At 65.4% G+C, this 20,010-nt stretch carries 19 protein-coding genes; 16 read left to right on the top strand and 3 right to left on the bottom strand.

The features are described 5' to 3' along the window. Window positions 1–267: LysR family transcriptional regulator (locus tag ATO4_RS25875; protein WP_139802710.1), on the bottom strand; the 267-nt coding region annotated here is incomplete at its 3' end. A gap of 154 nt (window positions 268–421) precedes the next feature. Here ATO4_RS25875 and ATO4_RS25880 point away from each other — a divergent pair. The 16 genes from ATO4_RS25880 to ATO4_RS25955 all read left to right on the top strand — a co-directional run bounded on the left by ATO4_RS25880 (window position 422) and on the right by ATO4_RS25955 (window position 18,008). Then, a complete protein-coding gene (locus ATO4_RS25880; RefSeq protein ID WP_083594940.1) occupies window positions 422–1,120 on the top strand; it encodes a type 1 glutamine amidotransferase domain-containing protein in 699 nt (232 codons plus the stop codon). A gap of 311 nt (window positions 1,121–1,431) precedes the next feature. Next, window positions 1,432–2,052, top strand: coding sequence for a TetR/AcrR family transcriptional regulator (locus tag ATO4_RS25885; protein ID WP_083594966.1), 621 nt, complete (start codon window positions 1,432–1,434; stop codon window positions 2,050–2,052). A 48-nt stretch (window positions 2,053–2,100) separates the two neighbouring features. Continuing rightward, window positions 2,101–3,264 (top strand): isovaleryl-CoA dehydrogenase, encoded by a 1,164-nt coding sequence (locus tag ATO4_RS25890; protein ID WP_083594941.1) that lies wholly within the window; start codon window positions 2,101–2,103, stop codon window positions 3,262–3,264. Window positions 3,265–3,318: 54 nt separating this feature from the next. Beyond that, entirely contained in the window at window positions 3,319–3,822 is a 504-nt protein-coding gene (locus tag ATO4_RS28175; protein ID WP_210191145.1) for an AbrB/MazE/SpoVT family DNA-binding domain-containing protein, read from the top strand. Beyond that, window positions 3,819–4,199: a type II toxin-antitoxin system VapC family toxin gene (locus ATO4_RS25900; protein WP_083594943.1), complete on the top strand. Its 381-nt coding sequence runs from the start codon at window positions 3,819–3,821 to the stop codon at window positions 4,197–4,199. The genes ATO4_RS28175 and ATO4_RS25900 overlap by 4 nt, the downstream gene beginning before the upstream one ends. Before the next feature lie 16 nt (window positions 4,200–4,215). Next, window positions 4,216–5,823: a carboxyl transferase domain-containing protein gene (locus tag ATO4_RS25905; RefSeq protein ID WP_083594945.1), complete on the top strand. Its 1,608-nt coding sequence runs from the start codon at window positions 4,216–4,218 to the stop codon at window positions 5,821–5,823. An 11-nt stretch (window positions 5,824–5,834) separates the two neighbouring features. Next, window positions 5,835–7,853: an acetyl/propionyl/methylcrotonyl-CoA carboxylase subunit alpha gene (locus ATO4_RS25910; RefSeq protein ID WP_083594970.1), complete on the top strand. Its 2,019-nt coding sequence runs from the start codon at window positions 5,835–5,837 to the stop codon at window positions 7,851–7,853. Continuing rightward, window positions 7,853–8,764, top strand: a complete 912-nt coding sequence (locus tag ATO4_RS25915) for a hydroxymethylglutaryl-CoA lyase (protein ID WP_083594973.1) — start codon at window positions 7,853–7,855, stop codon at window positions 8,762–8,764. Before ATO4_RS25910 ends, ATO4_RS25915 begins: the two co-directional genes overlap by 1 nt. Beyond that, window positions 8,761–9,537 (top strand): crotonase/enoyl-CoA hydratase family protein, encoded by a 777-nt coding sequence (locus ATO4_RS25920; protein WP_083594947.1) that lies wholly within the window; start codon window positions 8,761–8,763, stop codon window positions 9,535–9,537. The genes ATO4_RS25915 and ATO4_RS25920 overlap by 4 nt, the downstream gene beginning before the upstream one ends. Before the next feature lie 176 nt (window positions 9,538–9,713). Then, window positions 9,714–10,517 (top strand): ABC transporter ATP-binding protein, encoded by an 804-nt coding sequence (locus ATO4_RS25925; RefSeq protein WP_210191146.1) that lies wholly within the window; start codon window positions 9,714–9,716, stop codon window positions 10,515–10,517. Further along, the gene (locus ATO4_RS25930) at window positions 10,514–12,505 is read left to right on the top strand and encodes an AMP-binding protein (protein WP_083594950.1); all 1,992 of its coding nucleotides are present in this window, start codon (window positions 10,514–10,516) and stop codon (window positions 12,503–12,505) included. Before ATO4_RS25925 ends, ATO4_RS25930 begins: the two co-directional genes overlap by 4 nt. After that, entirely contained in the window at window positions 12,502–13,395 is an 894-nt protein-coding gene (locus ATO4_RS25935; RefSeq protein WP_083594952.1) for a branched-chain amino acid ABC transporter permease, read from the top strand. The genes ATO4_RS25930 and ATO4_RS25935 overlap by 4 nt, the downstream gene beginning before the upstream one ends. A 4-nt stretch (window positions 13,396–13,399) precedes the next feature. Continuing rightward, window positions 13,400–14,461 carry a branched-chain amino acid ABC transporter permease gene (locus ATO4_RS25940; protein ID WP_083594955.1) on the top strand — a complete coding sequence of 354 codons (1,062 nt, stop codon included), beginning with the start codon at window positions 13,400–13,402 and terminating at the stop codon, window positions 14,459–14,461. A gap of 118 nt (window positions 14,462–14,579) precedes the next feature. Then, a complete protein-coding gene (locus tag ATO4_RS25945; protein ID WP_083594957.1) occupies window positions 14,580–15,824 on the top strand; it encodes an ABC transporter substrate-binding protein in 1,245 nt (414 codons plus the stop codon). 82 nt (window positions 15,825–15,906) lie between these two features. After that, entirely contained in the window at window positions 15,907–16,743 is an 837-nt protein-coding gene (locus tag ATO4_RS25950) for an ABC transporter ATP-binding protein (protein ID WP_083594959.1), read from the top strand. A gap of 26 nt (window positions 16,744–16,769) precedes the next feature. After that, window positions 16,770–18,008 (top strand): AMP-binding protein, encoded by a 1,239-nt coding sequence (locus tag ATO4_RS25955; protein WP_083594961.1) that lies wholly within the window; start codon window positions 16,770–16,772, stop codon window positions 18,006–18,008. A 59-nt stretch (window positions 18,009–18,067) separates the two neighbouring features. Here the strand turns inward: ATO4_RS25955 and ATO4_RS25960 are convergent, their stop codons facing one another. Both ATO4_RS25960 and ATO4_RS25965 read right to left on the bottom strand, forming a co-directional pair. Continuing rightward, the gene (locus ATO4_RS25960; RefSeq protein ID WP_083594963.1) at window positions 18,068–18,397 is read right to left on the bottom strand and encodes a hypothetical protein; all 330 of its coding nucleotides are present in this window, start codon (window positions 18,395–18,397) and stop codon (window positions 18,068–18,070) included. Between the two features lie 493 nt (window positions 18,398–18,890). Further along, on the bottom strand, window positions 18,891–20,010 hold a 1,120-nt coding region (locus ATO4_RS25965; protein WP_083594964.1), incomplete at its 5' end, for an IS256 family transposase.

Here is a 20,010-nt window from a genome sequence, read left to right on the forward strand (position 1 = left end):
CGGGTCGAATTCCTGCTGCTGGACGATCACCTCGTCCAGCTGCGCCAGCGCGGCCTCGATGGTCGGGGTGATCTCCTCGGCGAGCTGGGTCGGCCTGATGCCGTATCGTTCGCGGATGAACAGCGGATCGCGGAGCGTCTCGCGCAGGCGATTCAGCGCGTTCGAGAGGGCCGGCTGCGTCATGCCCAGCCGGTTCGCGGCGCGGGTGACGCTCCTTTCCTCCATGAGAGCCACGAGGACGGGCAGCAGGTTGAGATCGTACTTCATCGAGTTATGGGTTCCATGAATATCTGAAATCCAGCAAGTAAATTTCTCGAATGTCTCCTTCGGCCCCATCTTCCTCCCATCGAAAGGCCGATGCGGCCGATCGCGATCGGGCCGATCCGGCGATCGGCGCCCGGCATCATCAAAGGAGACGACGATGAAGGTTCTCATGGTCCTGACGTCCCACGACCGGCTCGGGGACACCGGCAAGAAGACCGGCTTCTGGCTGGAAGAGCTCGCGGCACCCTATTACGTCTTCAAGGACGCGGGCGCCGAGATCACGCTCGCCTCGCCCAAGGGCGGCCAGCCGCCGCTCGACCCCAAGAGCGACGAGCCGATGTTCCAGACCGACCTGACGCGGCGCTTCACCTCCGACAAGGACGCCAATGCCCAGCTGGCCGCGACCGTGCGCCTCGACAGCGTCGACCAGGCGGACTTCGACACGGTGTTCTATCCCGGTGGCCACGGCCCGATGTGGGATCTGGCGGAAGACGAGGCTTCGATCCGCCTGATCGAATCCTTCGTCGCGGCCGGCAAGACGATCGCGCTGGTCTGTCACGCTCCGGGCGTCCTGCACCGCGTCAAGAACGCCGATGGCTCGCCCTTCGTCGATGGCCGCCGCGTGACCGGCTTCACCAACAGCGAGGAAGCGGCGGTCGGCCTGACCAAGGTCGTCCCCTTCCTGGTCGCGGACGAGCTCGTCAGCCTCGGCGCCGTGTACTCGAAGGTCAAGGACTGGGGCGTCCACACGGTGGTGGACGGCAAGCTCATCACCGGACAGAACCCGGCCTCTTCCACCGAGGCGGCGGAAGCGCTCGTGGCAGCCTTGAGGCGGGCAGGGCAGACGGCCGCCTAACGAGGGTGCAGCCATCGCAGGCCGCCGCCGACCGACATCGGCGGCGGCTTGCCGGTACCGATACGGAGCGATCAGCCTCGGCCCGGCGCCATCCTTCTGCAGGAGAACCCGAAGCCGGGACTCCGGACCCCAATCGTCGGCAGAAACGCTCGCCGCGGCGGCTCCTCGAATCAACCACCGCCATGGAATCGGCCGACGCGGACACGCCACATGCTGTCATATGAGTTCGCAGCCGTGGGCACTCTTGCTGAGGGATTGCGTGGCGCGAAAGTCTGCGCTAGTGAATGATCGTTCATGCACTGGAAGAGCAGATGCAGAAGAGCGAGGCGATCATTTCCGGCCATCCGAAGGCCAGCACGAAACAGGCGATCGAGCGCGCCGCGCTCAGCCTGTTCGCCGAGCGAGGCTATCCGGCCGTTTCCATGCGCGAGATCGCCGAGCGGGTCGGGATCCGCCAAGGCGGCATCTACAATCACTTCGGGAGCAAGCAGGCGCTTCTGGTGCATCTGATGGAAGGGCATATGCGTGCGCTTCTCGTCGCGCTCGATGCCTCGGTGCCGAAGGGGGGTGACCCTCGCCAGCGGCTCGCCCAGTTCGTGCGATTTCACGTGCTCTACCACCTGGCGCAGCCAGATGACGTCTTCATCGCATACATGGAACTGCGAAGCCTGGAGCCGGACGGGCTTGCCCGCCTGAAGGAACTCCGTCGCGCCTATGAGGAGCGTCTGCGTCGAATCCTCGAGGCAGGGCAGAGGCTCGGCGTTTTCGCGATTACGGATGTGCCGGTCCAGGCGATGGGGCTGATCGCGATGCTGACGGGTGTGACCACCTGGTATCGCGACGGCGGCCGGCTGACCCGGGAAGAGGTCGCGGATATCTATGCTGCAATGGTCATGCGCAGCCTCGATGTGGAGGAAACCGAGAAAAGCTGAATAGGCCAGCCGTGAAAAACGGCCGGTGTTCTTGTGGGAGGCAAGACAATGTTCGACCAGACAATGAGTTTTGCGCTCGGCGAGGAGGTCGGAGCGCTGCGAGAGATGGTGCATCGCTTCGCCCAGGAGAGGATTGCTCCGCGAGCCGGCGAAATCGATGCCACCAACGAATTTCCGAACGAGCTCTGGCGCGAGATGGGAGAGATCGGCCTTCTCGGCGTCACGGTCGAGGAAGAGTTCGGCGGATCGGGCCTCGGCTATGTCGCCCATTGCGTCGCCGTCGAGGAGATTTCCCGGGCCTCCGCCTCGGTCGGCCTGTCCTACGGTGCCCATTCCAATCTCTGCGTCAACCAGATCCGCCGCAACGGCACCGACGCGCAGAAGCGCACATACCTGCCGAAGCTGATCTCGGGCGAACATGTCGGGTCGCTGGCGATGTCCGAAAGCGGCGCCGGATCCGACGTCGTCTCGATGAAGCTCCGGGCGGAGCCGAAGAACGACCGCTTCGTTCTGAACGGGACCAAGATGTGGATCACCAACGGGCCGGACGCCGACACTCTCGTCGTCTACGCCAAGACCGATCCGCAAGCCGGCCCACGCGGCATCACCGCCTTTCTGATCGAGAAGGGGATAGCCGGCTTTTCCACCGCCCAGAAACTCGACAAGCTCGGCATGCGCGGCTCCAACACCTGCGAGCTCGTCTTCGAGGATTGCGAGGTGCCCTACGAGAACGTCCTCGGCGAGGTGGGCGGCGGCGTGAAAGTGCTGATGAGCGGGCTCGATTACGAACGCGTGGTTCTCGCGGCGGGCCCGGTCGGCATCATGGCCGCCTGTCTCGACGTGGTGGTGCCTTACGTTCACGAGCGCAAGCAGTTCGGCCAGGCGATCGGCGAGTTTCAGCTGATGCAGGCGAAACTCGCCGACATGTATGTCACCACCAACGCCTGCCGGTCCTATGTCTACGCCGTCGCCGCCGCCTGTGACCGGGGCGAGGTCAGCCGCAAGGACGCCGCCGGCTGCATCCTCTATGCCGCAGAGGCCGCGACGCAGATGGCGTTGCAGGCGATCCAGGCGCTCGGCGGCAACGGCTACATCAACGACTATCCGACCGGCCGCCTCCTGCGCGACGCCAAGCTCTACGAGATCGGCGCCGGGACGAGCGAGATCCGGCGCATGCTGATCGGCCGCGAGCTGTTCGCGGAGACGGCTTGATGAGTGTTTCGACCATGTATAGATTTTGGCAGGATCCATACATGGGGAATGTCGATGTCCAATGCTGTCGGGACTTTTCCATCTCAGCCCGGCCGTCCGGACTCCAAGACGGGCCGTGTCTGGGAAATCGCAAATATGCTGAGCGAGCGCCTGGGTCGGCGAGCCGACCGCAAGAGGGTGATCGAGACTTATACGGCCGAGGGCGGCAATCCCAACACGGCCGCCACCCAATATGCCTATTGGAAGAAGGCCTATGATGCCCGTCATGGCCACCAGCCCAAGCAGTTCGGCTCGGTCGATCGAATGCGGCTCTCGGTCGGAAGCGATGGTCGCATCACGATCCCCTCGGAGATGCGCGATGCGATGCGTCTTCACGGAGAGAGCGCCGTCACCGCTGAAGTGGTCGACGGAGAACTGCGTATTCTCTCGCCGGCGGCTGCCCTCAAGCGGGTTCGGGCCCTGGTGGCGAGGCACGACAAGGGAGACGGCTCACCTGTCGACGAACTCATTGCCGAGCGGCGCGCTGAGGCTCGGCGCGAAGAATCGGGCGAGCCATGACAGTCGTCCTCGACAGCTCTGCTGTTCTGGCACTGATTTTTGGAGAACCCGGTGGCGAGATTGTCGAAGCGGCGTTGAAGGATGCGGCGATCCTGACAGTGAACGTCTCGGAAGCGATCGCGAAGCTGACAGATCGTGGTTTCGAGCGCGATGTGGCGCAGGAGGCGATAACAGGATTGCCTCTTCTCATCGTTTCCTTCGATCTGGAATTGGCGCTTCTCGCCGCGTCATTCCGGCCGATCACCCGACGGCACCAGTTTTCTTTCGCCGACCGGGCATGCCTCGCTTTGGCGCGGCGGCAGGAGTGTCCGGCGCTGAGTGCCGATCGGGCCTGGCTGAACGTCGATCTCGGCGTGTCCGTCGAACTCATTCGTTGAAGACCGGGAGGCGCGGATGTCCGTCCTGACCTCCGCGCTCTCCCCCCGCTCCGAAGCCTTCGCGCAAAACCGCAAGGCGATGCTGGCGCAGCTCGATGTCGCGCGCGAGGCTGCCGATGTGGCGCTGGCGGGTGGCGGTGAGCGGGCGCGCGAGCGGCATCTGTCGCGGGGCAAGCTTCTGCCGCGCGACCGGGTGGAGGGGCTTCTCGACCGCGGTTCGCCCTTTCTCGAAATCGGCCTCTTCGCCGCGCATGGGCTTTATGGCGACGAGGTGCCGGCGGCCGGCGCGATCGCCGGTATCGGCCGGGTGAACGGCCGCGAGGTCATGGTTCTCGCCAATGACGCGACGGTGAAGGGCGGCAGCTATTTCCCGCTGACGGTCAAGAAGCACCTGCGCGCCCAGGAGATCGCCGAGGCGAACCGGCTGCCTTGCGTCTATCTCGTGGATTCCGGCGGCGCCAACCTGCCGAACCAGGACGAGGTGTTTCCCGACCGCGATCATTTCGGCCGCATCTTCTTCAACCAGGCGCAGATGAGCGCCAAGGGCATCGCCCAGATCGCCGTCGTCATGGGATCCTGCACCGCCGGCGGCGCCTATGTGCCGGCGATGAGCGACGAGACCATCATCGTCAAGGATCAGGGCACGATCTTTCTGGCCGGCCCGCCGCTCGTCAAGGCGGCGACCGGCGAGGACGTCGCGGCGGAAGATCTTGGCGGCGGCGACGTCCACACCCGGCTCTCCGGCGTTGCGGATCATCTTGCCCAAGACGATCTCCATGCGCTGGAGCTGGCGCGCGACATCGTGGGAAATCTCGGCCGCGCGGAACCGGCGAAGATCGCGCGGCGGGCGCCGGAAGAGCCGGCTTATGATCCGGAAGAAATCCTCGGCATCGTGCCGGCCGACCCGAAGACGCCCTATGACGTGCGCGAGGTGATAGCCCGGCTCGTCGACGGCTCGCGCTTCGACGAGTTCAAGGCGCGCTACGGCACGACCATCGTCTGCGGCTTTGCCCATATTTACGGAATCCCGGTCGGCATCGTCGCCAACAACGGCGTCATCTTTTCGGAAAGCGCGGTGAAGGCGGCGCATTTCGTCGAGCTCTGCTCCCAGCGCAAGATTCCACTCGTCTTCCTGCAGAATGTCACCGGCTTCATGGTCGGGCGCAAATATGAGGCCGGCGGCATCGCCAAGAACGGGGCCAAGCTGGTGACGGCGGTCTCGACCACGGCCGTGCCGAAGATCACCATGCTGATCGGCGGCTCATACGGCGCCGGCAATTACGGCATGTGCGGCCGGGCTTATTCGCCCCGCTTCCTGTGGAGCTGGCCGAACAGCCGCATCGCGGTGATGGGCGGCGAGCAGGCGGCGAAGACGCTGGCCATCGTCAAGCGCCAGGCGATGGAAAAACGCGGCCAGGACTGGAGCGCGGAAGAGGAAGAGACGTTCCGCAAGCCGACGGAGGAGATGTTCACCCGCCAGAGCCATCCGCTCTACGCCTCGGCGCGGCTTTGGGACGACGGCATCGTCGATCCGCGCCGGAGCCGGCAGATTCTCGGCCTGTCGCTGGCTGCCAGCCTCAACGCACCGATCGAAGACACGCGCTTCGGTCTGTTTCGGATGTGAGGAGAGCCATGATGATCGACAGCCTCCTCATTGCCAATCGCGGCGAGATCGCCTGCCGGATCATCCACACCGCCAGACGGCTCGGGGTGAGAACGGTCGCGGTCTATTCGCAGGCCGACGCAGGGGCGATGCATGTGGCGATGGCGGACGAGGCGGTGCTGATCGGGCCGGCGGCGGTGGCGGAGAGCTATCTGAAGGGCGATGCGATCATCGCCGCGGCGAAACGCTGCGGGGCGGACGCGATCCATCCCGGCTACGGCTTCCTGTCGGAGAATCCGGATTTCGTCGAGGCGGTCGCCGCGGCCGGGCTGATCTTCGTCGGGCCATCGGCGAGCGCGATCCGCGCCATGGGGCTGAAGGACGCCGCCAAGCGGTTGATGCAGGAGGCGGGCGTTCCCGTCGTTCCCGGCTATCACGGGGTCGAGCAGGACCCGGCGTTTCTCAAGGGCGAGGCCGAGCGCATCGGCTATCCGGTGCTGATCAAGGCGCGCGCCGGCGGCGGCGGCAAGGGCATGCGCCGGGTCGACGATCCGGCGGAATTCGGAAGGGCCCTCGAAGGCGCGCAGCGCGAGGCGAAAGCCGCCTTCGGCGATCCGCGCTGCCTGATCGAAACGTTCGTCGCGACGCCCCGCCACATCGAAATCCAGGTCTTCGGCGACGCGCACGGCAACGTCGTCCATCTCTTCGAGCGGGACTGCTCGCTCCAGCGCCGGCACCAGAAGGTGATCGAGGAAGCGCCGGCCCCCGGCATGACGGACGAGATGCGCGCCGCCATGGGCGAGGCGGCGGTGAAGGCGGCTGCGGCCATCGGCTATGCGGGCGCCGGCACGGTGGAATTCATCGTCGACGCCTCGCAGGGCCTGAGGCCCGACCGCTTCTACTTCATGGAGATGAATACGCGGCTGCAGGTCGAACATCCGGTGACCGAGGCGATCACCGGGCTCGACCTCGTCGAGCTTCAGCTCCGCGTCGCCAGCGGCGAGGCGCTGCCCTTCACGCAAGGTGACCTTCAAATCGACGGCCACGCCTTCGAGGCCCGCCTCTACGCGGAAGACCCGGCCAAGGGCTTCCTGCCGGCGACGGGCCGGATCACCTATCTCGAATGGCCGCAGGCCAAAGCGGGATTGCGGATCGATACCGGCGTCCGGCAAGGCGACCGGGTGACGCCCCATTACGATCCGATGCTCGCCAAGCTGATCGTCCATGGCCCGGATCGTCCCGCCGCGCTGAAGCGGCTCGCGAGGGCTCTCGGCGATCTGCGTCTTGCCGGGCTGACGACCAATGCGGGCTTCCTCAAGCGCCTCGCCGAGCATGAGGGCTTTGCCGCCGGAGCCATCGATACGGGGCTCATCGACCGGGATGCCGACGCGCTGACCGCACAGGCCGAGCCGGACGACGTGACCCGTGCGCTGGCCGCCCTGGCCCATCACCTTGGCGATGCGGCGCAAAACGGCGGGGATGACGGCCCCTTCGCCCGACTTTCCGGCTTCCGCGCCTGGGGCCGGGCGCGGCAGGCGGTCCGCTTCATGGAAGCGGGCGAGCGCATTGATATGGTTGTCACCGATCTCGGCGGCAGCGCCTATCACGTTGCGCCGGCGCAGAGGCCAGAAGCGGGCGTCGACATCGCCGTGACGAGCGTCAATCGATGCGCCGAGACCGGCGCGATCACCTTGCGGGTGAGCGTCGACGGTTGGCAGGCGACGCATCATCTTCTGGTTTCGCGCGATGCGGTGAGCGTCTTTTCGGACGGCGCGACCCATGTCCTGCCGTTCTATCGCCCGTCCGCTGCCGCCGAAGAGACCGCCACCTCGGACCGCGTCGTCGCCCCGATGCCGGGCACGATCGGCAAGCTCACGCTCGCGGCCGGCGCGCGGGTGGCGGCCGGCGCGCCGCTGGTCGTTCTGGAAGCGATGAAGATGGAGCATACGCTGAAAGCCCCCCGCGACGGGACGATCGCCGAAATCCTGGTTTGCGAGGGCGACCAGGTGGAAGACGGCGCCGTTCTGGTGACGCTCGAGGAGGAGGCATGATGCGGCAGCCTTCGAAAGAGAGCGTGACGATCGTGGAAATGGCGCCGCGCGACGGGCTTCAGAACGAGGCGGGTGAGATCGCGACCGCCGACAAGATCGCCCTCATCGACAAGCTTTCGGCCTGCGGCTTCACCCGCATCGAGGCGACGAGCTTCGTGTCGCCGAAATGGGTGCCGCAAATGGCCGATGCGGCGGCGGTGATGGACGGCATCTCGCGCCGGCCCGGCTGTGCCTATTCGGTGCTGACGCCCAATATGAAAGGCTTGGAAGCCGCCCTGACTGCCAAAGCCGACGCGGTCGCCGTCTTCGCTTCGGCATCGGAAGGTTTCAGCCGCAAAAACATCAACTGCTCGATCGCCGAGAGCCTCGATCGTTTCGCGCCGGTGCTGAAGGCGGCGAAGGACGCGGGCATTCCGGTTCGCGGCTATGTCTCCTGCGTCACCGACTGTCCCTATGACGGCCCGGTCGAGCCGGGTTCGGTGGCGAGCGTCGCGGCGGCGCTCGATGCCATGGGCTGCCATGAAATCTCGCTCGGCGACACGCTGGGCCGGGCAACGCCCGAGACAATCGCCGCCATGCTGGAGGCGGTTTGCGCCGTGGTGCCGGCCGAGCGACTCGCCGGGCATTTCCACGACACGGCCGGCCGGGCGCTGCTCAATATCGAGGCGAGTCTCGGCTTCGGTCTTCGGGTGTTCGACGCGGCGGCAGCCGGTCTCGGCGGCTGTCCCTATGCGCCGGGGGCGAAGGGCAATGTGGCGACCGAAGCCGTCGACGCCTTCCTGACAGACAAAGGCTATCGCACCGGCCTCGACCGGGAGGCCCTGGAGGATGCCGTCTCCTTCGCAAGGGCGCTGCGGTCACAGGATCGCGCGGCCTTAAGCCCGGCCGCCATCGCGGAAGGCGCGCCATGAGCGGCTATTCGACGATCCGGATCGAGCGGGACGAGCGCGGCGTCGTGACGCTGACCCTCGCCCGGCCCGAGCGGCACAACGCCATGAACGCGGCGATGATCGGCGAGCTTGCCAGGGCGGCCGTGGCGCTCGGCGAGGACGGCTCGGTTCGCGCTGTCGTCCTCACCGGAGAGGGCAAGAGTTTTTCGGCCGGCGCCGACCTCAACTGGATGAAGGCGCAGTTCGACGCGAGCCGGGCGGAGCGCATCGCCGAGGCGACGGCGCTTGCCCTCATGCTGAAGGCCCTCAACGAAATGCCGAAGCCGCTGATCGGTCGCATCAACGGTCAGGCCTTCGGCGGGGGGCTCGGGCTGATCTCGGTCTGCGACGTCGCGGTGGCGAGCCAGGGCGCGCGGTTTGCCTTCACCGAAGTCAAGCTCGGCCTCATCCCGGCGACGATCTCGCCTTTCGTCGCGGCGCGGATGGGGGAGGCGCGGGCGCGGCAGGTGTTCATGTCGGCGCGGATGTTCGATGCGGAGGAGGCGGTTTCGCTCGGGCTCATCGGACGAGCAGTCGCCGACGACGTCCTCGATGCGGCGGTGGAAGCGGAAATCGCCCCGTATCTCGAATGCATGGCGTCAGCGGTAGGTCGTTCGAAAGCGCTGCTTCGCGCGCTCGGGCCGGTCATCGACGAAGCGGTGGTGGAGCGGACCGCGCGAGCGCTCGCCGACACATGGGAAACCGAGGAGGCACGGTCCGGCATCGCGGCCTTTCTGGAGCGGCGCAGCAGGTGATGGCGAATGACGACGGGCCGGCGACCGGCTGGCGAAAAGGCGCGGTGTGAGAAGGGTTCGAGACGTCCGGTGACGGACGCGGAACGAATAACCGCCGGCAAAAGGGCAGGGAGGCCCCGAGCCGGCGGACAACGCCAAAGGGAGGAGCGTTTTTGGCGGATCGAGGCAGTGTGATCCTGAAGGTCGACGACGTGTCGGTGCGCTTTGGCGGAGTCAAGGCGTTGAGCAACGTGTCGTTCGACGTGCGAAAGGGCGAGCTCTTTTCGCTGATCGGGCCGAACGGCGCCGGCAAGACGTCGATGCTGAACTGTATCTCGGGCCGCTATCGCCCGACGAGCGGCGGCATTTCCTGGCAGGGTGGCGATCTTCTCAAGCATTCGATCAATGACCGGGCCCGTCTCGGCATTGGACGGACGTTTCAGAACCTCGCTTTGTTCGGCCATATGAGCGTGCTCGACAACATTCTCGTCGGCCGCCACCACCGGATGAAGAACAACTTCGTCACCGGCATGTTCTATTGGGTCGGCGGCGCGCGGCGCGAGGAACTCAAGGAGCGCCGCTTCGTCGAGACGATCATCGACTTCCTCGAAATCCAGCATGTGCGCAACGAGCCGGCGGGCATCCTGTCCTACGGCCTGCGCAAGCGGGTGGAGCTTGCCCGGGCGATTGCGATCGAGCCCGAACTGATCCTCCTCGACGAGCCGATGGCCGGCATGAATCTGGAAGAAAAGGAGGACATGGCCCGCTTCATCATCGTGCTGCGTGAGGAATTCGACATGACGATCATGATGATCGAGCATGACATGGGCGTGGTGATGGACCTGTCGGACCGGGTCGCGGTGCTCGATTTCGGCCGCGTCATCGCCGCCGGAAGCCCCGAAGAGGTGCTGGCCGACGAGCATGTGAAGAAAGCCTATCTCGGGGAGGACGACGAGATGCTCGACGCGCTCGCCGCCGACGAAGCGGAGGCCGTGGCATGACGGAGCGTCGGATCGAAATCAGCGGCGAGGCGATCGGCTGGCCGGACACTGCGCCCGAACTGAAGGAAGCGGCGCAGCTGAAGACGCTGCCGAAGCTGCTGCGTTACAATGCCGAGCGCCATCCCCGTCTCGTCGCCCAGCGCGAGAAGGAATTCGGCATCTGGATCAGCTACACCTGGGAAGAGGTCGAGGGCCATATCTCGCGCATGGCCGCCGCCTTTGCCGAACTCGGCGTCGGCGCGGGGGACGTCGTGGCGCTGATCGGCGACAACCGGCCGGAATGGGTGTGGGGCGAGGTCGCCGCCCATGCCTGCAGGGCGATGAGCCTCGGTGTGTATCGCGACGCGCTGGAAGAGGAAATCCGCTATCTCGCCGGCCACGCCCATCCCAAGGTGATCGTCGCCGAGGACGAGGAGCAGGTCGACAAGCTGCTCAATCTCGGCGATGCGCTCCCGAGCGTCGTGGCGATCGTCTATACCGACGCGCGCGGCATGCGAAAATATGACGATCCGCGGCTGATCGCGATCGCGGACCTCGAGGAGCGCGGACGACGCGCGCTTCAAAAGGATGCGGGCCTGTGGACGCGCATGGTCGAGGCGACCGATGGCGCCGATGTCGCGATCCTCTGCACCACCTCGGGCACGACCTCGAGCCCCAAGCTCGCCGAATGGACGGGCGACGCCTTCATCGGCCATGCCGCGACGTATCTCAGAGCCGACCCGCGCGGACCCGAGGACGAATATGTCGCGGTCCTCCCGCTCTCCTGGGTGATGGAGCAGATGTATTCGGTCGGTTGGAACTTCCTCGCCCGGATGAAGATCAATTTTCCCGAGGAGGAGCGCACGATGATGGCCGATCTGCGCGAGATCGGCCCGACCTTCGTGCTCCTGTCACCGCGCGCCTGGGAGGGCGTTGCGGCCGACATCAGAGCCCGCATCATGGATGCCTCGCCCTGGAAGCGCCGGATCTACAATTGGGGTGTCGCCCGCGGCATGGCGGCGATGGAAAAGGGTGAGCGCGACGGCGCCGCAGAATGGGGCTTGTTTCGTCATTTGCGGGACAGGCTCGGCTTTTCGCGGCTGAAATCGGCCGCCACCGGCGGCGCCGCCATGGGGCCGGACACGTTCCGCTTCTTCCAGGCCATGGGCCTGCCGCTGAAGCAGCTCTATGGCCAGACCGAAGCGCTCGGCGCCCACACGATCCACCAAGCCGGACATGTCGACTATGAGACGGTCGGCTTTCCGATGCCGGGGGTGACGCTGTCGATCCGCGATCCTGATCCCGAAGGGCTCGGCGAGGTGCTCGTGCGCCATCCGAACATGATGAGCGGCTATTACCGCAACGCCGAAGCTTCGAAGGAGACCTTCTCCGAAGATGGCTGGTTCCAGACCGGCGATGCCGGCTATCTGACCGAGAAGGGCCATCTCGTGGTGATCGACCGGATCAAGGATCTGGCGGAGACCTCGCGCCGTGTCCGCTTCTCCCCGCAATTCATCGAGAACAAGCTGAAATTCTCGACCTATGTCGCCGAGGCCGTGATCCTGGGCAAGGACCGGCCCTATCTCGGCGCGATGATCTGCATCCGCTATCCGATCGTCGCCAAATGGGCCGAGGAGCGGCGGATCTCCTTCACCACCTACTCCGACCTCGCCTCGCGGCCGGAAGTCTATGCTCTGCTGCGCGAGGAGGTCGAGCGCGTCAACGCCACGCTCCCGGCGCAGCAGCGCATCACCAAATTCGTCCTCCTCTACAAGGAGCTCGACGCCGACGACGGCGAACTGACCCGCACCAAGAAGGTCCGGCGCGGCGTCATCGCGGAGAAGTACGAGGACATCATCGCGCGGATCTATTCCGGTGCCGATCATGTCGACATCGACACCGTCATCCACTTCCAGGACGGCTCGAAGCAGCGGGTGCTGACGACCCTTGCGATCGAAACCCTCGACAACGCACCCGACACCCAAAAGACGGAGAGCCAGGCGGCATGAACACCTCTCTTCTCATCCAGCTTCTGGTCAACGGCGTCATCGTCGGCATGCTCTACGGCATCGTCGCCATGTGCTTCGTGCTGATCTACAAATCGACCCAGGTGGTGAACTTCGCACAGGGCGAATTCGTCGTCCTCGGCGCCTGGGTCTGCCTCGCCCTCGTCGTGAACATGGGCCTGCCTTTCTGGCTCGCCTTCCTGTTCTCGCTCGTTTTCATGATGGTGTTCGGCATCCTCGTGCAGGTCGTGCTTCTGCGCCCGCTCCTCGGCGAGCCGGTGATCTCGGTGATCATGGCGACCATCGGCCTGTCGATCTTCATGCAGGCGACGATGAACTGGATCTTCGGCAACAACGCCGTGCGGTTCCCACAGGTCTTCGATCAGGGGACGGTGGAGATCGCCGGGCTCAACGTCGAGACGGCCTATCTGATGAGCTTCGTCCTGTCGCTCGTCGTCATGGGCCTGTTCTTCTGGTTCTTCCAGGTTTCGCGCTGGGGCCTCGCCATGCGTGCGACGGCCTATAACCAGCAGATCGCCCAGTCGCTCGGCATTTCGGTGGGCCGGGTCTTTGCCATGGCCTGGGCCATCTCGGCCGTCGTTTCCGGCATTGCCGGCGTCGTCATCGGCCTTGTCTCCGCGGTGTCGAACTCGCTCGCCATCATCGGCATCAAGGTGTTTCCGGCGGTCATCGTGGGCGGGCTTGATTCGATCGTCGGCGCGATCATCGGCGGGCTGACCATCGGCATTCTGGAAAACCTCGCCGAGTTCGTCGACGGCCAGTACCTCCATATCGGCAACATGTATTCGGTGGCGCCCTTCTACGTCTTGCTCATCATCCTGATGATCAAACCCTACGGCCTGCTCGGCACGCCCGACATCGAGCGAGTGTAACACCGTGGCGCATGTTCCCAATCCAAGACCCACCGGCGATTTCCGCGCGACCTACGCCGCCGACCGGACGCTCTTCCGCACCCGCAACGAGACGATGGCGGTTCTGGCCGGCGTCGTCCTGGTGGCGCTCTGCCCGCTGGTCTTCGGCGGCTATGTGCTGTCACAGCTCATCCTGATCGGCATCTACGGCATCGCCGCCCTGGGGCTGAACGTCCTGACCGGCATGACCGGCCAGATCTCGCTCGGCCACGGCGCCTTCTTCGGCTTCGGGGCCTTCGCCTCGGCCTGGATTTCCGGCAACGGCGTTCCGGTCCTGATCGCGATCCCGCTTGCCGGGCTCATGACCATGGCCGTCGGCATGATCTTCGGCATTCCGGCGGCGCGGCTGAAGGGGCTCTATCTCGCCATTGCGACGCTCGCCTCGCAGTACATCCTGCAGGACTTCTTCGCCCGCGCCGACTGGTTCACCGGCGGCACCTCCGGGTCGCTGGCCGAGACCGCGAGCGTCTTCGGCTTCCAGCTCAACAGCGACGCGCGCTATCTCTATCTCGTCCTGTTCTGGGTGGTCATCGCCTTCGTCGCCGTCGCCAATCTCGCCCGCACGCGGGACGGGCGGGCGCTGGTGGCGGTGCGCGACCATTATCTCTCGGCCGAGATCATGGGCATCAATCTGACGCGATACCGCATCCTGTCCTTCGGCATCTCGTCCTTCTTCGCCGGCATCGGCGGGGCACTCTACGGCCATTATCTCGGCTTCGTCTCGGCGGAAGGCTTCACCATCCTTCTGTCGATCGAGTTCCTGGCGATGATCATCATCGGCGGGCTCGGCTCGGTGTCGGGATCGCTTCTGGGTGCGGCCTTCATCCTGCTTCTGCCCCAGGCGATGGAGGTTTTTGCCAATGGCGTGGCGACCGTCGTCCCGGCCATCGCGCAGGGCACGGCCTACATCAAGCAGATGAGCGTCGGTGCGGCGATCATCCTGTTTCTCGTTCTCGAACCGGAGGGACTCGTCCATCGCTGGCGCATGACGCGCGCGAGCTGGAAACTGTTTCCCTTCTCGCATTGAGCCGTGGCCGGACCGCCGGGGAGGGCGGGCCGGCGCACTTCAACCGATGACGGCGGTCTTCGCGGCACCGCCAGCATCTCGAGCCACCGGAAAGTCCGCGAATGGGAGGAATTCGACAATGCCAAAGCTCCACAGACTGACCCTGACGGCTGCGCTCGCGGCCACCACCATCATCGCCGGCGCGCCGGCAATCGCCCAGGATGACAGCGTCCTCGTCGGCCATCTCGCCGATTACACCGGCGCGACGTCCTTCGTCGGCAAGCAGTATGGCCCGGGCGTCGCCGACGCCTTCAAGCAGATCAACGCCGATGGCGGCATCGACGGCACGATGGTCGAGCTCGACACCGTCGACTACGCCTACAAGGTTCCCGAGGCGATCGCCCAGTTCAAGAAATGGGTCGGCAACGACATGGTCGCCCTGCAGGGCTGGGGTACGGCCGACACGGAGGCGCTGATCTCCTTCGTCGCGCGCGCCGAGATCCCGACGATCTCCGGCTCCTATTCGGCGCATCTGACCGACCCGCAGGGCAAGAACGCGAACACCAAGGCACCGGCGCCCTTCAATTTCTTCTACGGCCCGTCCTATTCCGACGCCTGCCGGGCGCTGGTCCAGTGGGCCGCCGAGGACGCCAAGGGGAAGGGGACCGAGAACCCGACCTTCGTCCACACCGGCGACAACCATCCTTATCCCAATGCGCCGAAGGAGGCCTGCGCGTCCTATGCCGAGGAACTGGGCTTCACCGTCGCCCAGCCGGTCGTCGTTCCGCTCGCGCCGGGCGACTTCAAGGCACAGTGCCTGACGATCAAGGATTCCGGCGCCCAATATGTCTATATGGGCAATCTCGGCGGTTCGGTCGTGTCGATGATCAAGAGCTGCAACACGGTCGGCGTCGAGGCGACCTACATGGGCAATCCCTGGGCCGGCGACTATCAGACCGTGGAAGCGGCCGAGGCGCAGAACCTGATCTTCCCGTCCTCGACGCCCTTCTACGGGGCCGACGTGCCGGGCATGGCGCTGGTCAAGAAGATCCTCGAGAATGGCGGCGGCCAGGTCGGCGACCGGCCGACCCACCATTATCTGCGCGGCATCTGCTCGGCCTACTACATGAAGGAAGCCATGCAGTGGGCCAAGGCCAATGGCGGCATCACCGGCAAGAACATCCGTGACGGCATGTATCAGAAGACCGACTGGGTGCCGGAAGGGCTCGAGGGCGTCTGCTCGCCCTCGACATGGACTCCGGAGGACCATCGCGGCCTTCTCAGGGTGGCGATCAACTCCGGCTCCTTCACCGACGGCAAGGCGGTCATCGAGGAGATCGCCGAGATCGACGTGCCGCGCCGCGAGGAATGGCTCGGACAGTAAGCGCTAAGCCCCACATGAACCGCCGGCCGGCCGCGATGGTCGGTCGGCCCTCATCCAAAATCGAGCCGCGAGTCGAAGTCCGATGACCCTCACTGCCGACACCGCGAGGCCGTCCGAGAAGGCCGGGAGCGACAGCCAGCCGCTGCTCGAGCTCAACAATGTCGAGGTGGTCTTCAACGATGTGATCCTGGTCCTGCGCGGCATGTCGCTTCGGGCCAGGCGCGGCGAGATCACCGCCCTGCTCGGCGCCAACGGCGCCGGCAAGTCGACCACCCTGAAAGCCATCGCCGGCCTGCTCAAGACCGAGGATGGCGAGATCACCCGCGGGACGGTGTCCTACGAGGGGGCGGACGTCACCAGAATGCCTCCCGACAAGAAGGTTCGGGACGGGATCTTCCTCGTCATGGAAGGCCGCGGCATCGTCCAGGACATGACCATCCGCGACAATCTGCGGCTCGGCGCGTTTTCCCGTCGCCATGCCGACATCGAGGCCGAGATCGCCGAGGTCTATCGCTTCTTTCCGCGATTGAAGGAGCGCACCGGTCTCGCGGGCTATCTCTCCGGCGGCGAACAGCAGATGCTGGCGATCGGCCGCGCGATGATGGCCAAGCCCCGGCTGATCATGATGGACGAGCCCTCGATGGGCCTGTCGCCGCTTCTGGTGAAGGAGGTGTTCGGCATCATCCGCCGGCTGAACGAGGAATTGGGGATCACCATCCTGCTCGTCGAGCAGAATGCCAACATGGCGCTGAAGGTCGCCGATTACGGCTACATCATCGAAAGCGGCAAGATCGTCCTCGACGGCACCGGGGCCGAACTCGTCGAGAACGAGGACGTCAAGGAGTTCTATCTCGGCGGCGGCGAGCGCCGCTCGTTTCGCAACGTGAAGAGCTTCCGCCGCCGCAAGCGCTGGCTTTGAGCGACGGCAAGAGAGGAAGGCGACCTATGACCGATTTCTTCGACGACCTTGAATCCCGCTCACGCGAGGCGCGGGAGGCTGATCTCTTCGATGCGCTGCGGCGTCAGCTCGCCCACGCGGCTGCGAATGCGCCGACTTATGCCCGAACGCTCGACGGGGTCGATCCGGCCTCAATCACCGATCGCGCGGCCCTCGCGGCGCTGCCGATCCTGCGCAAATCCGACCTACCGGCCCTGCAGGAGCAGGACCCGCCGCTCGGCGGCCTCGCCACCAGGGAGCCGGGCGCGTTCCGCCGGCTCTATCTCTCCCCCGGTCCGATCGTCGAGCCGGAAGGCGACGAGGAACATTGGCGCATGGGCCGGGCGCTTCATGCGGCCGGTATCGGCAGGAATGACCGGGTTCTCAACGCCTTCGCCTATCATCTGACCCCGGCGGGTGTGATGTTCGATCATGCCGCTGCGGCGGTGGGAGCGGTGGTGTTTCCCGGCGGCGTCGGCAATACCGAACAGCAGGTGGCGGCCATCGAGCGGCTGCGCCTCACCGCCTATGTGGGAACGCCAGATTTCCTCAAGACCATTCTCGAGCGCGGCGACGACAGCGGCGCCGACACCGCCAGCCTCAGGACGGCGCTGGTCACCGGTGGGCCGCTCTTTCCCAATCTGAGGGCCTGGTATTCCGAGCGGGGCATTGCCATCCGCCAATGCTATGCGACGGCCGAACTCGGCCTCATCGCCTATGAGACGGCGGGCCCGTCGGACGGCATGGTGATCGAGGAGAACGTCCTCGTGGAGATCGTGCGCCCGGGCACCGGCGAACCGGTGGAGCCGGGCGAGGTCGGCGAGGTGGTGGTCACCACCTTCAACCCGCTCTATCCGCTGCTTCGATTTGCCACCGGCGACATGTCGGCGATGATGACGGAGCCTTCGCCCTGCGGGCGAACCGGGCTGCGGCTGAAAGGCTGGATGGGCCGCGCGGATCAGACGACGAAGGTGCGCGGCATGTTCGTCCATCCCGCCCAGGTTGCCCGGGTCGTGAAACCGCATGGTGAACTCGGCCGCGCGCGGCTCGTCGTCACGGAAGAGGGCGGCCACGACAAGCTCGCGCTGCATGTCGAATGCGACGGCCCGCCGGAGGGGCTCGCTCACAAGCTTGCCGAGGCGCTGCGCGCCGAGTGCCGCGTCAGGGGGGACGTGGTCTTCGCCGCGCCGGGAAGCTTGCCCAATGACGGCAAGGTGGTCGACGATCAGAGAAAGCTGGACGGATAGGCGGCTGTCCCCAGACTGGGCTGTCGCCATGTCAGGTCAGCCAACTGGCGCCGGATCGATCACCAGCGCCAGCCGGCGGCCTCCTCGGCGCTGGCCTTGCCGGTCGAGCGCTCGAAGAGCCAGAGCATCCGACCTTTCTGGCCCTTCATGGGCTTCTGCGGATAGGCGCCCGCGACGAGCAAGGCGATATAGCCGACGTCGTCGCTGAAGACGACCGGCTCCGACGCCTTCGCCTTGGCGAGGCCCGAAGCCTCGATGCAGGCCTTCTTCGCGGCGGCGGACATCTTCTGCCAGCTCTCTTCGTTAGAGGCAGTCACCGGCAAGGAGAGGCCGAGGGCGAGCAACGTCGCCAGCGGAAGGAGCGTCGAGGCGGCTTTGCGGAGGTTCATTGGGTGACGTCTGCTTTTATGGATTGGACTGAGGGATATGGACAGGGCCCCAGTCATCGCAAGGCAGAGACGACACGCTGCCACCACGGATCCTGCTGGCGGTCGTCGGGCAGTTCGACGATGACTGATGCCGTCGCGCCGTTGATCAGCGGCGTCTTCGTGGTCTCGCCGATGGCGATCTCCAGCGGGATGCGCTGGGCAAGGCGGATCCACCGGAAGGATGGCGTCGTGTTCTGCAGGAGCGCGGAGGAATCGTCCTGGTCGTAGGCGATGCCGGTCGAGATGCCCCGGACCGTCCGACCGTGTCGTCAAGGCCGACCCTGGATCAAGATTGAAAATGGACCGGCCATTCGGGGCAGGCCATCCTTGACGGGTCCATCGGGCTGGTCCACGTGTAGCGGAGTTGTCTGACAAAGCACAAAGATTTCAGGCGGTTGAAAACTAGGCGGGGGACTGTCGGGAATTCCGTGTGTGGGCGGGCGTTTGAACATTGTCAGGCCATGGCCCGTGTGAAGCGCTCGCCGTAGATTATGGCGAATTGCGCCTTGGCCATCGCCCACTCACGTGGCGCCATCTTCCACGCCTTCTCGGCCCGGTTCAAGACGAGAAAGAGCAGCTTCATGGCCGCGTCGTCGCTCGGGAAGTGGCCGCGGGCGCGGACGGCCCGGCGAAGCTTGGAGTTGAGTGCTTCGATAGCGTTCGTCGTGTAGACGATTTTGCGAACTTCCTCAGGGAAGGCGAAGAACTGGACGACCTCGGCCCAGGCCCGACGCCAGCTCTGGCCGATGGCTTTGTATTTCTGACCCCATTCGCTCTCCTCGAAGGCTGCCAACGCTTTCTCGGCCGCGCCGGCGTCGGTGGCCCGGTAGATTTCCTTCACCGCGGCCGCAACAGCCTTGCGGTCCTTGTAGGAGGTGAAGTCGAGGCTGTGGCGCAGCAGAGGGACGATGCAGGTCTGGACCGTCGTCTCAGGAAAGACCGCGGTGATCGCCTCGGGAAAGCCCTTGAGACCATCGACGACAGCGAGGAGAACGTCCTCAACGCCCCGGTTCTTCATCTCGTTCATGACCTTGAGCCAGAACTTGGCGCCTTCGTTCTGCTCCAGCCAGAGACCAAGGATCTCCTTCGTGCCGTCGGCGCGCACGCCGAGGGCGATATGGACAGCCTTGTTGCGAACGAAGCCCTCATCTCGGATCTTCACGCGAATCGCGTCAAAGAAGACAAGGGGATAGACCGGCTCGAGCGGCCGGGCCTGCCAGGCGGCAACCTCCTCCAGAACGGCATCCGTCACGGCCGAGATCAGGTCCGGCGAGACGTCCACGCCGTAGAGATCGTGGAGATGGCCGACAATCTCCCGGTTGCTCATGCCCCGGGCGTACATCGAGATGACCTTCTCGTCGAAGCCCGGGAAGCGGCGCTGGTATTCGGCGATGAGCTGCGGGTCAAAGCTCGACTGCCGGTCCCGCGGCACGGCTAGTTCGAACTTGCCGCTGTCGGTCGTCACCGTCTTCTTGCCGTAGCCATTGCGGCCGTTTCCAGCGCCGTTCTCGCCGGAAAGATGGTGATCCATCTCGGCATTCAGCGCCCGTTCGGCGAGCGCCTTCTTCAGCCCA

This window comes from Aurantimonas sp. 22II-16-19i (genome assembly GCF_002088275.1).
Classification (GTDB): domain Bacteria; phylum Pseudomonadota; class Alphaproteobacteria; order Rhizobiales; family Rhizobiaceae; genus Jiella.

Bases quoted from the DNA above. Each gene is read 5' to 3' on its own strand.
- ATO4_RS25880 (WP_083594940.1), top strand. From the start codon at position 422: ATGAAGGTTCTCATGGTCCTGACGTCCCACGACCGGCTCGGGGACACC.
- ATO4_RS25885 (WP_083594966.1), top strand. From the start codon at position 1,432: ATGCAGAAGAGCGAGGCGATCATTTCCGGCCATCCGAAGGCCAGCACG.
- ATO4_RS25890 (WP_083594941.1), top strand. From the start codon at position 2,101: ATGTTCGACCAGACAATGAGTTTTGCGCTCGGCGAGGAGGTCGGAGCG.
- ATO4_RS28175 (WP_210191145.1), top strand. From the start codon at position 3,319: ATGTCCAATGCTGTCGGGACTTTTCCATCTCAGCCCGGCCGTCCGGAC.
- ATO4_RS25900 (WP_083594943.1), top strand. From the start codon at position 3,819: ATGACAGTCGTCCTCGACAGCTCTGCTGTTCTGGCACTGATTTTTGGA.
- ATO4_RS25905 (WP_083594945.1), top strand. From the start codon at position 4,216: ATGTCCGTCCTGACCTCCGCGCTCTCCCCCCGCTCCGAAGCCTTCGCG.
- ATO4_RS25910 (WP_083594970.1), top strand. From the start codon at position 5,835: ATGATCGACAGCCTCCTCATTGCCAATCGCGGCGAGATCGCCTGCCGG.
- ATO4_RS25915 (WP_083594973.1), top strand. From the start codon at position 7,853: ATGCGGCAGCCTTCGAAAGAGAGCGTGACGATCGTGGAAATGGCGCCG.
- ATO4_RS25920 (WP_083594947.1), top strand. From the start codon at position 8,761: ATGAGCGGCTATTCGACGATCCGGATCGAGCGGGACGAGCGCGGCGTC.
- ATO4_RS25930 (WP_083594950.1), top strand. From the start codon at position 10,514: ATGACGGAGCGTCGGATCGAAATCAGCGGCGAGGCGATCGGCTGGCCG.
- ATO4_RS25935 (WP_083594952.1), top strand. From the start codon at position 12,502: ATGAACACCTCTCTTCTCATCCAGCTTCTGGTCAACGGCGTCATCGTC.
- ATO4_RS25945 (WP_083594957.1), top strand. From the start codon at position 14,580: ATGCCAAAGCTCCACAGACTGACCCTGACGGCTGCGCTCGCGGCCACC.
- ATO4_RS25950 (WP_083594959.1), top strand. From the start codon at position 15,907: ATGACCCTCACTGCCGACACCGCGAGGCCGTCCGAGAAGGCCGGGAGC.
- ATO4_RS25955 (WP_083594961.1), top strand. From the start codon at position 16,770: ATGACCGATTTCTTCGACGACCTTGAATCCCGCTCACGCGAGGCGCGG.
- ATO4_RS25960 (WP_083594963.1), bottom strand. From the start codon at position 18,397: ATGAACCTCCGCAAAGCCGCCTCGACGCTCCTTCCGCTGGCGACGTTG.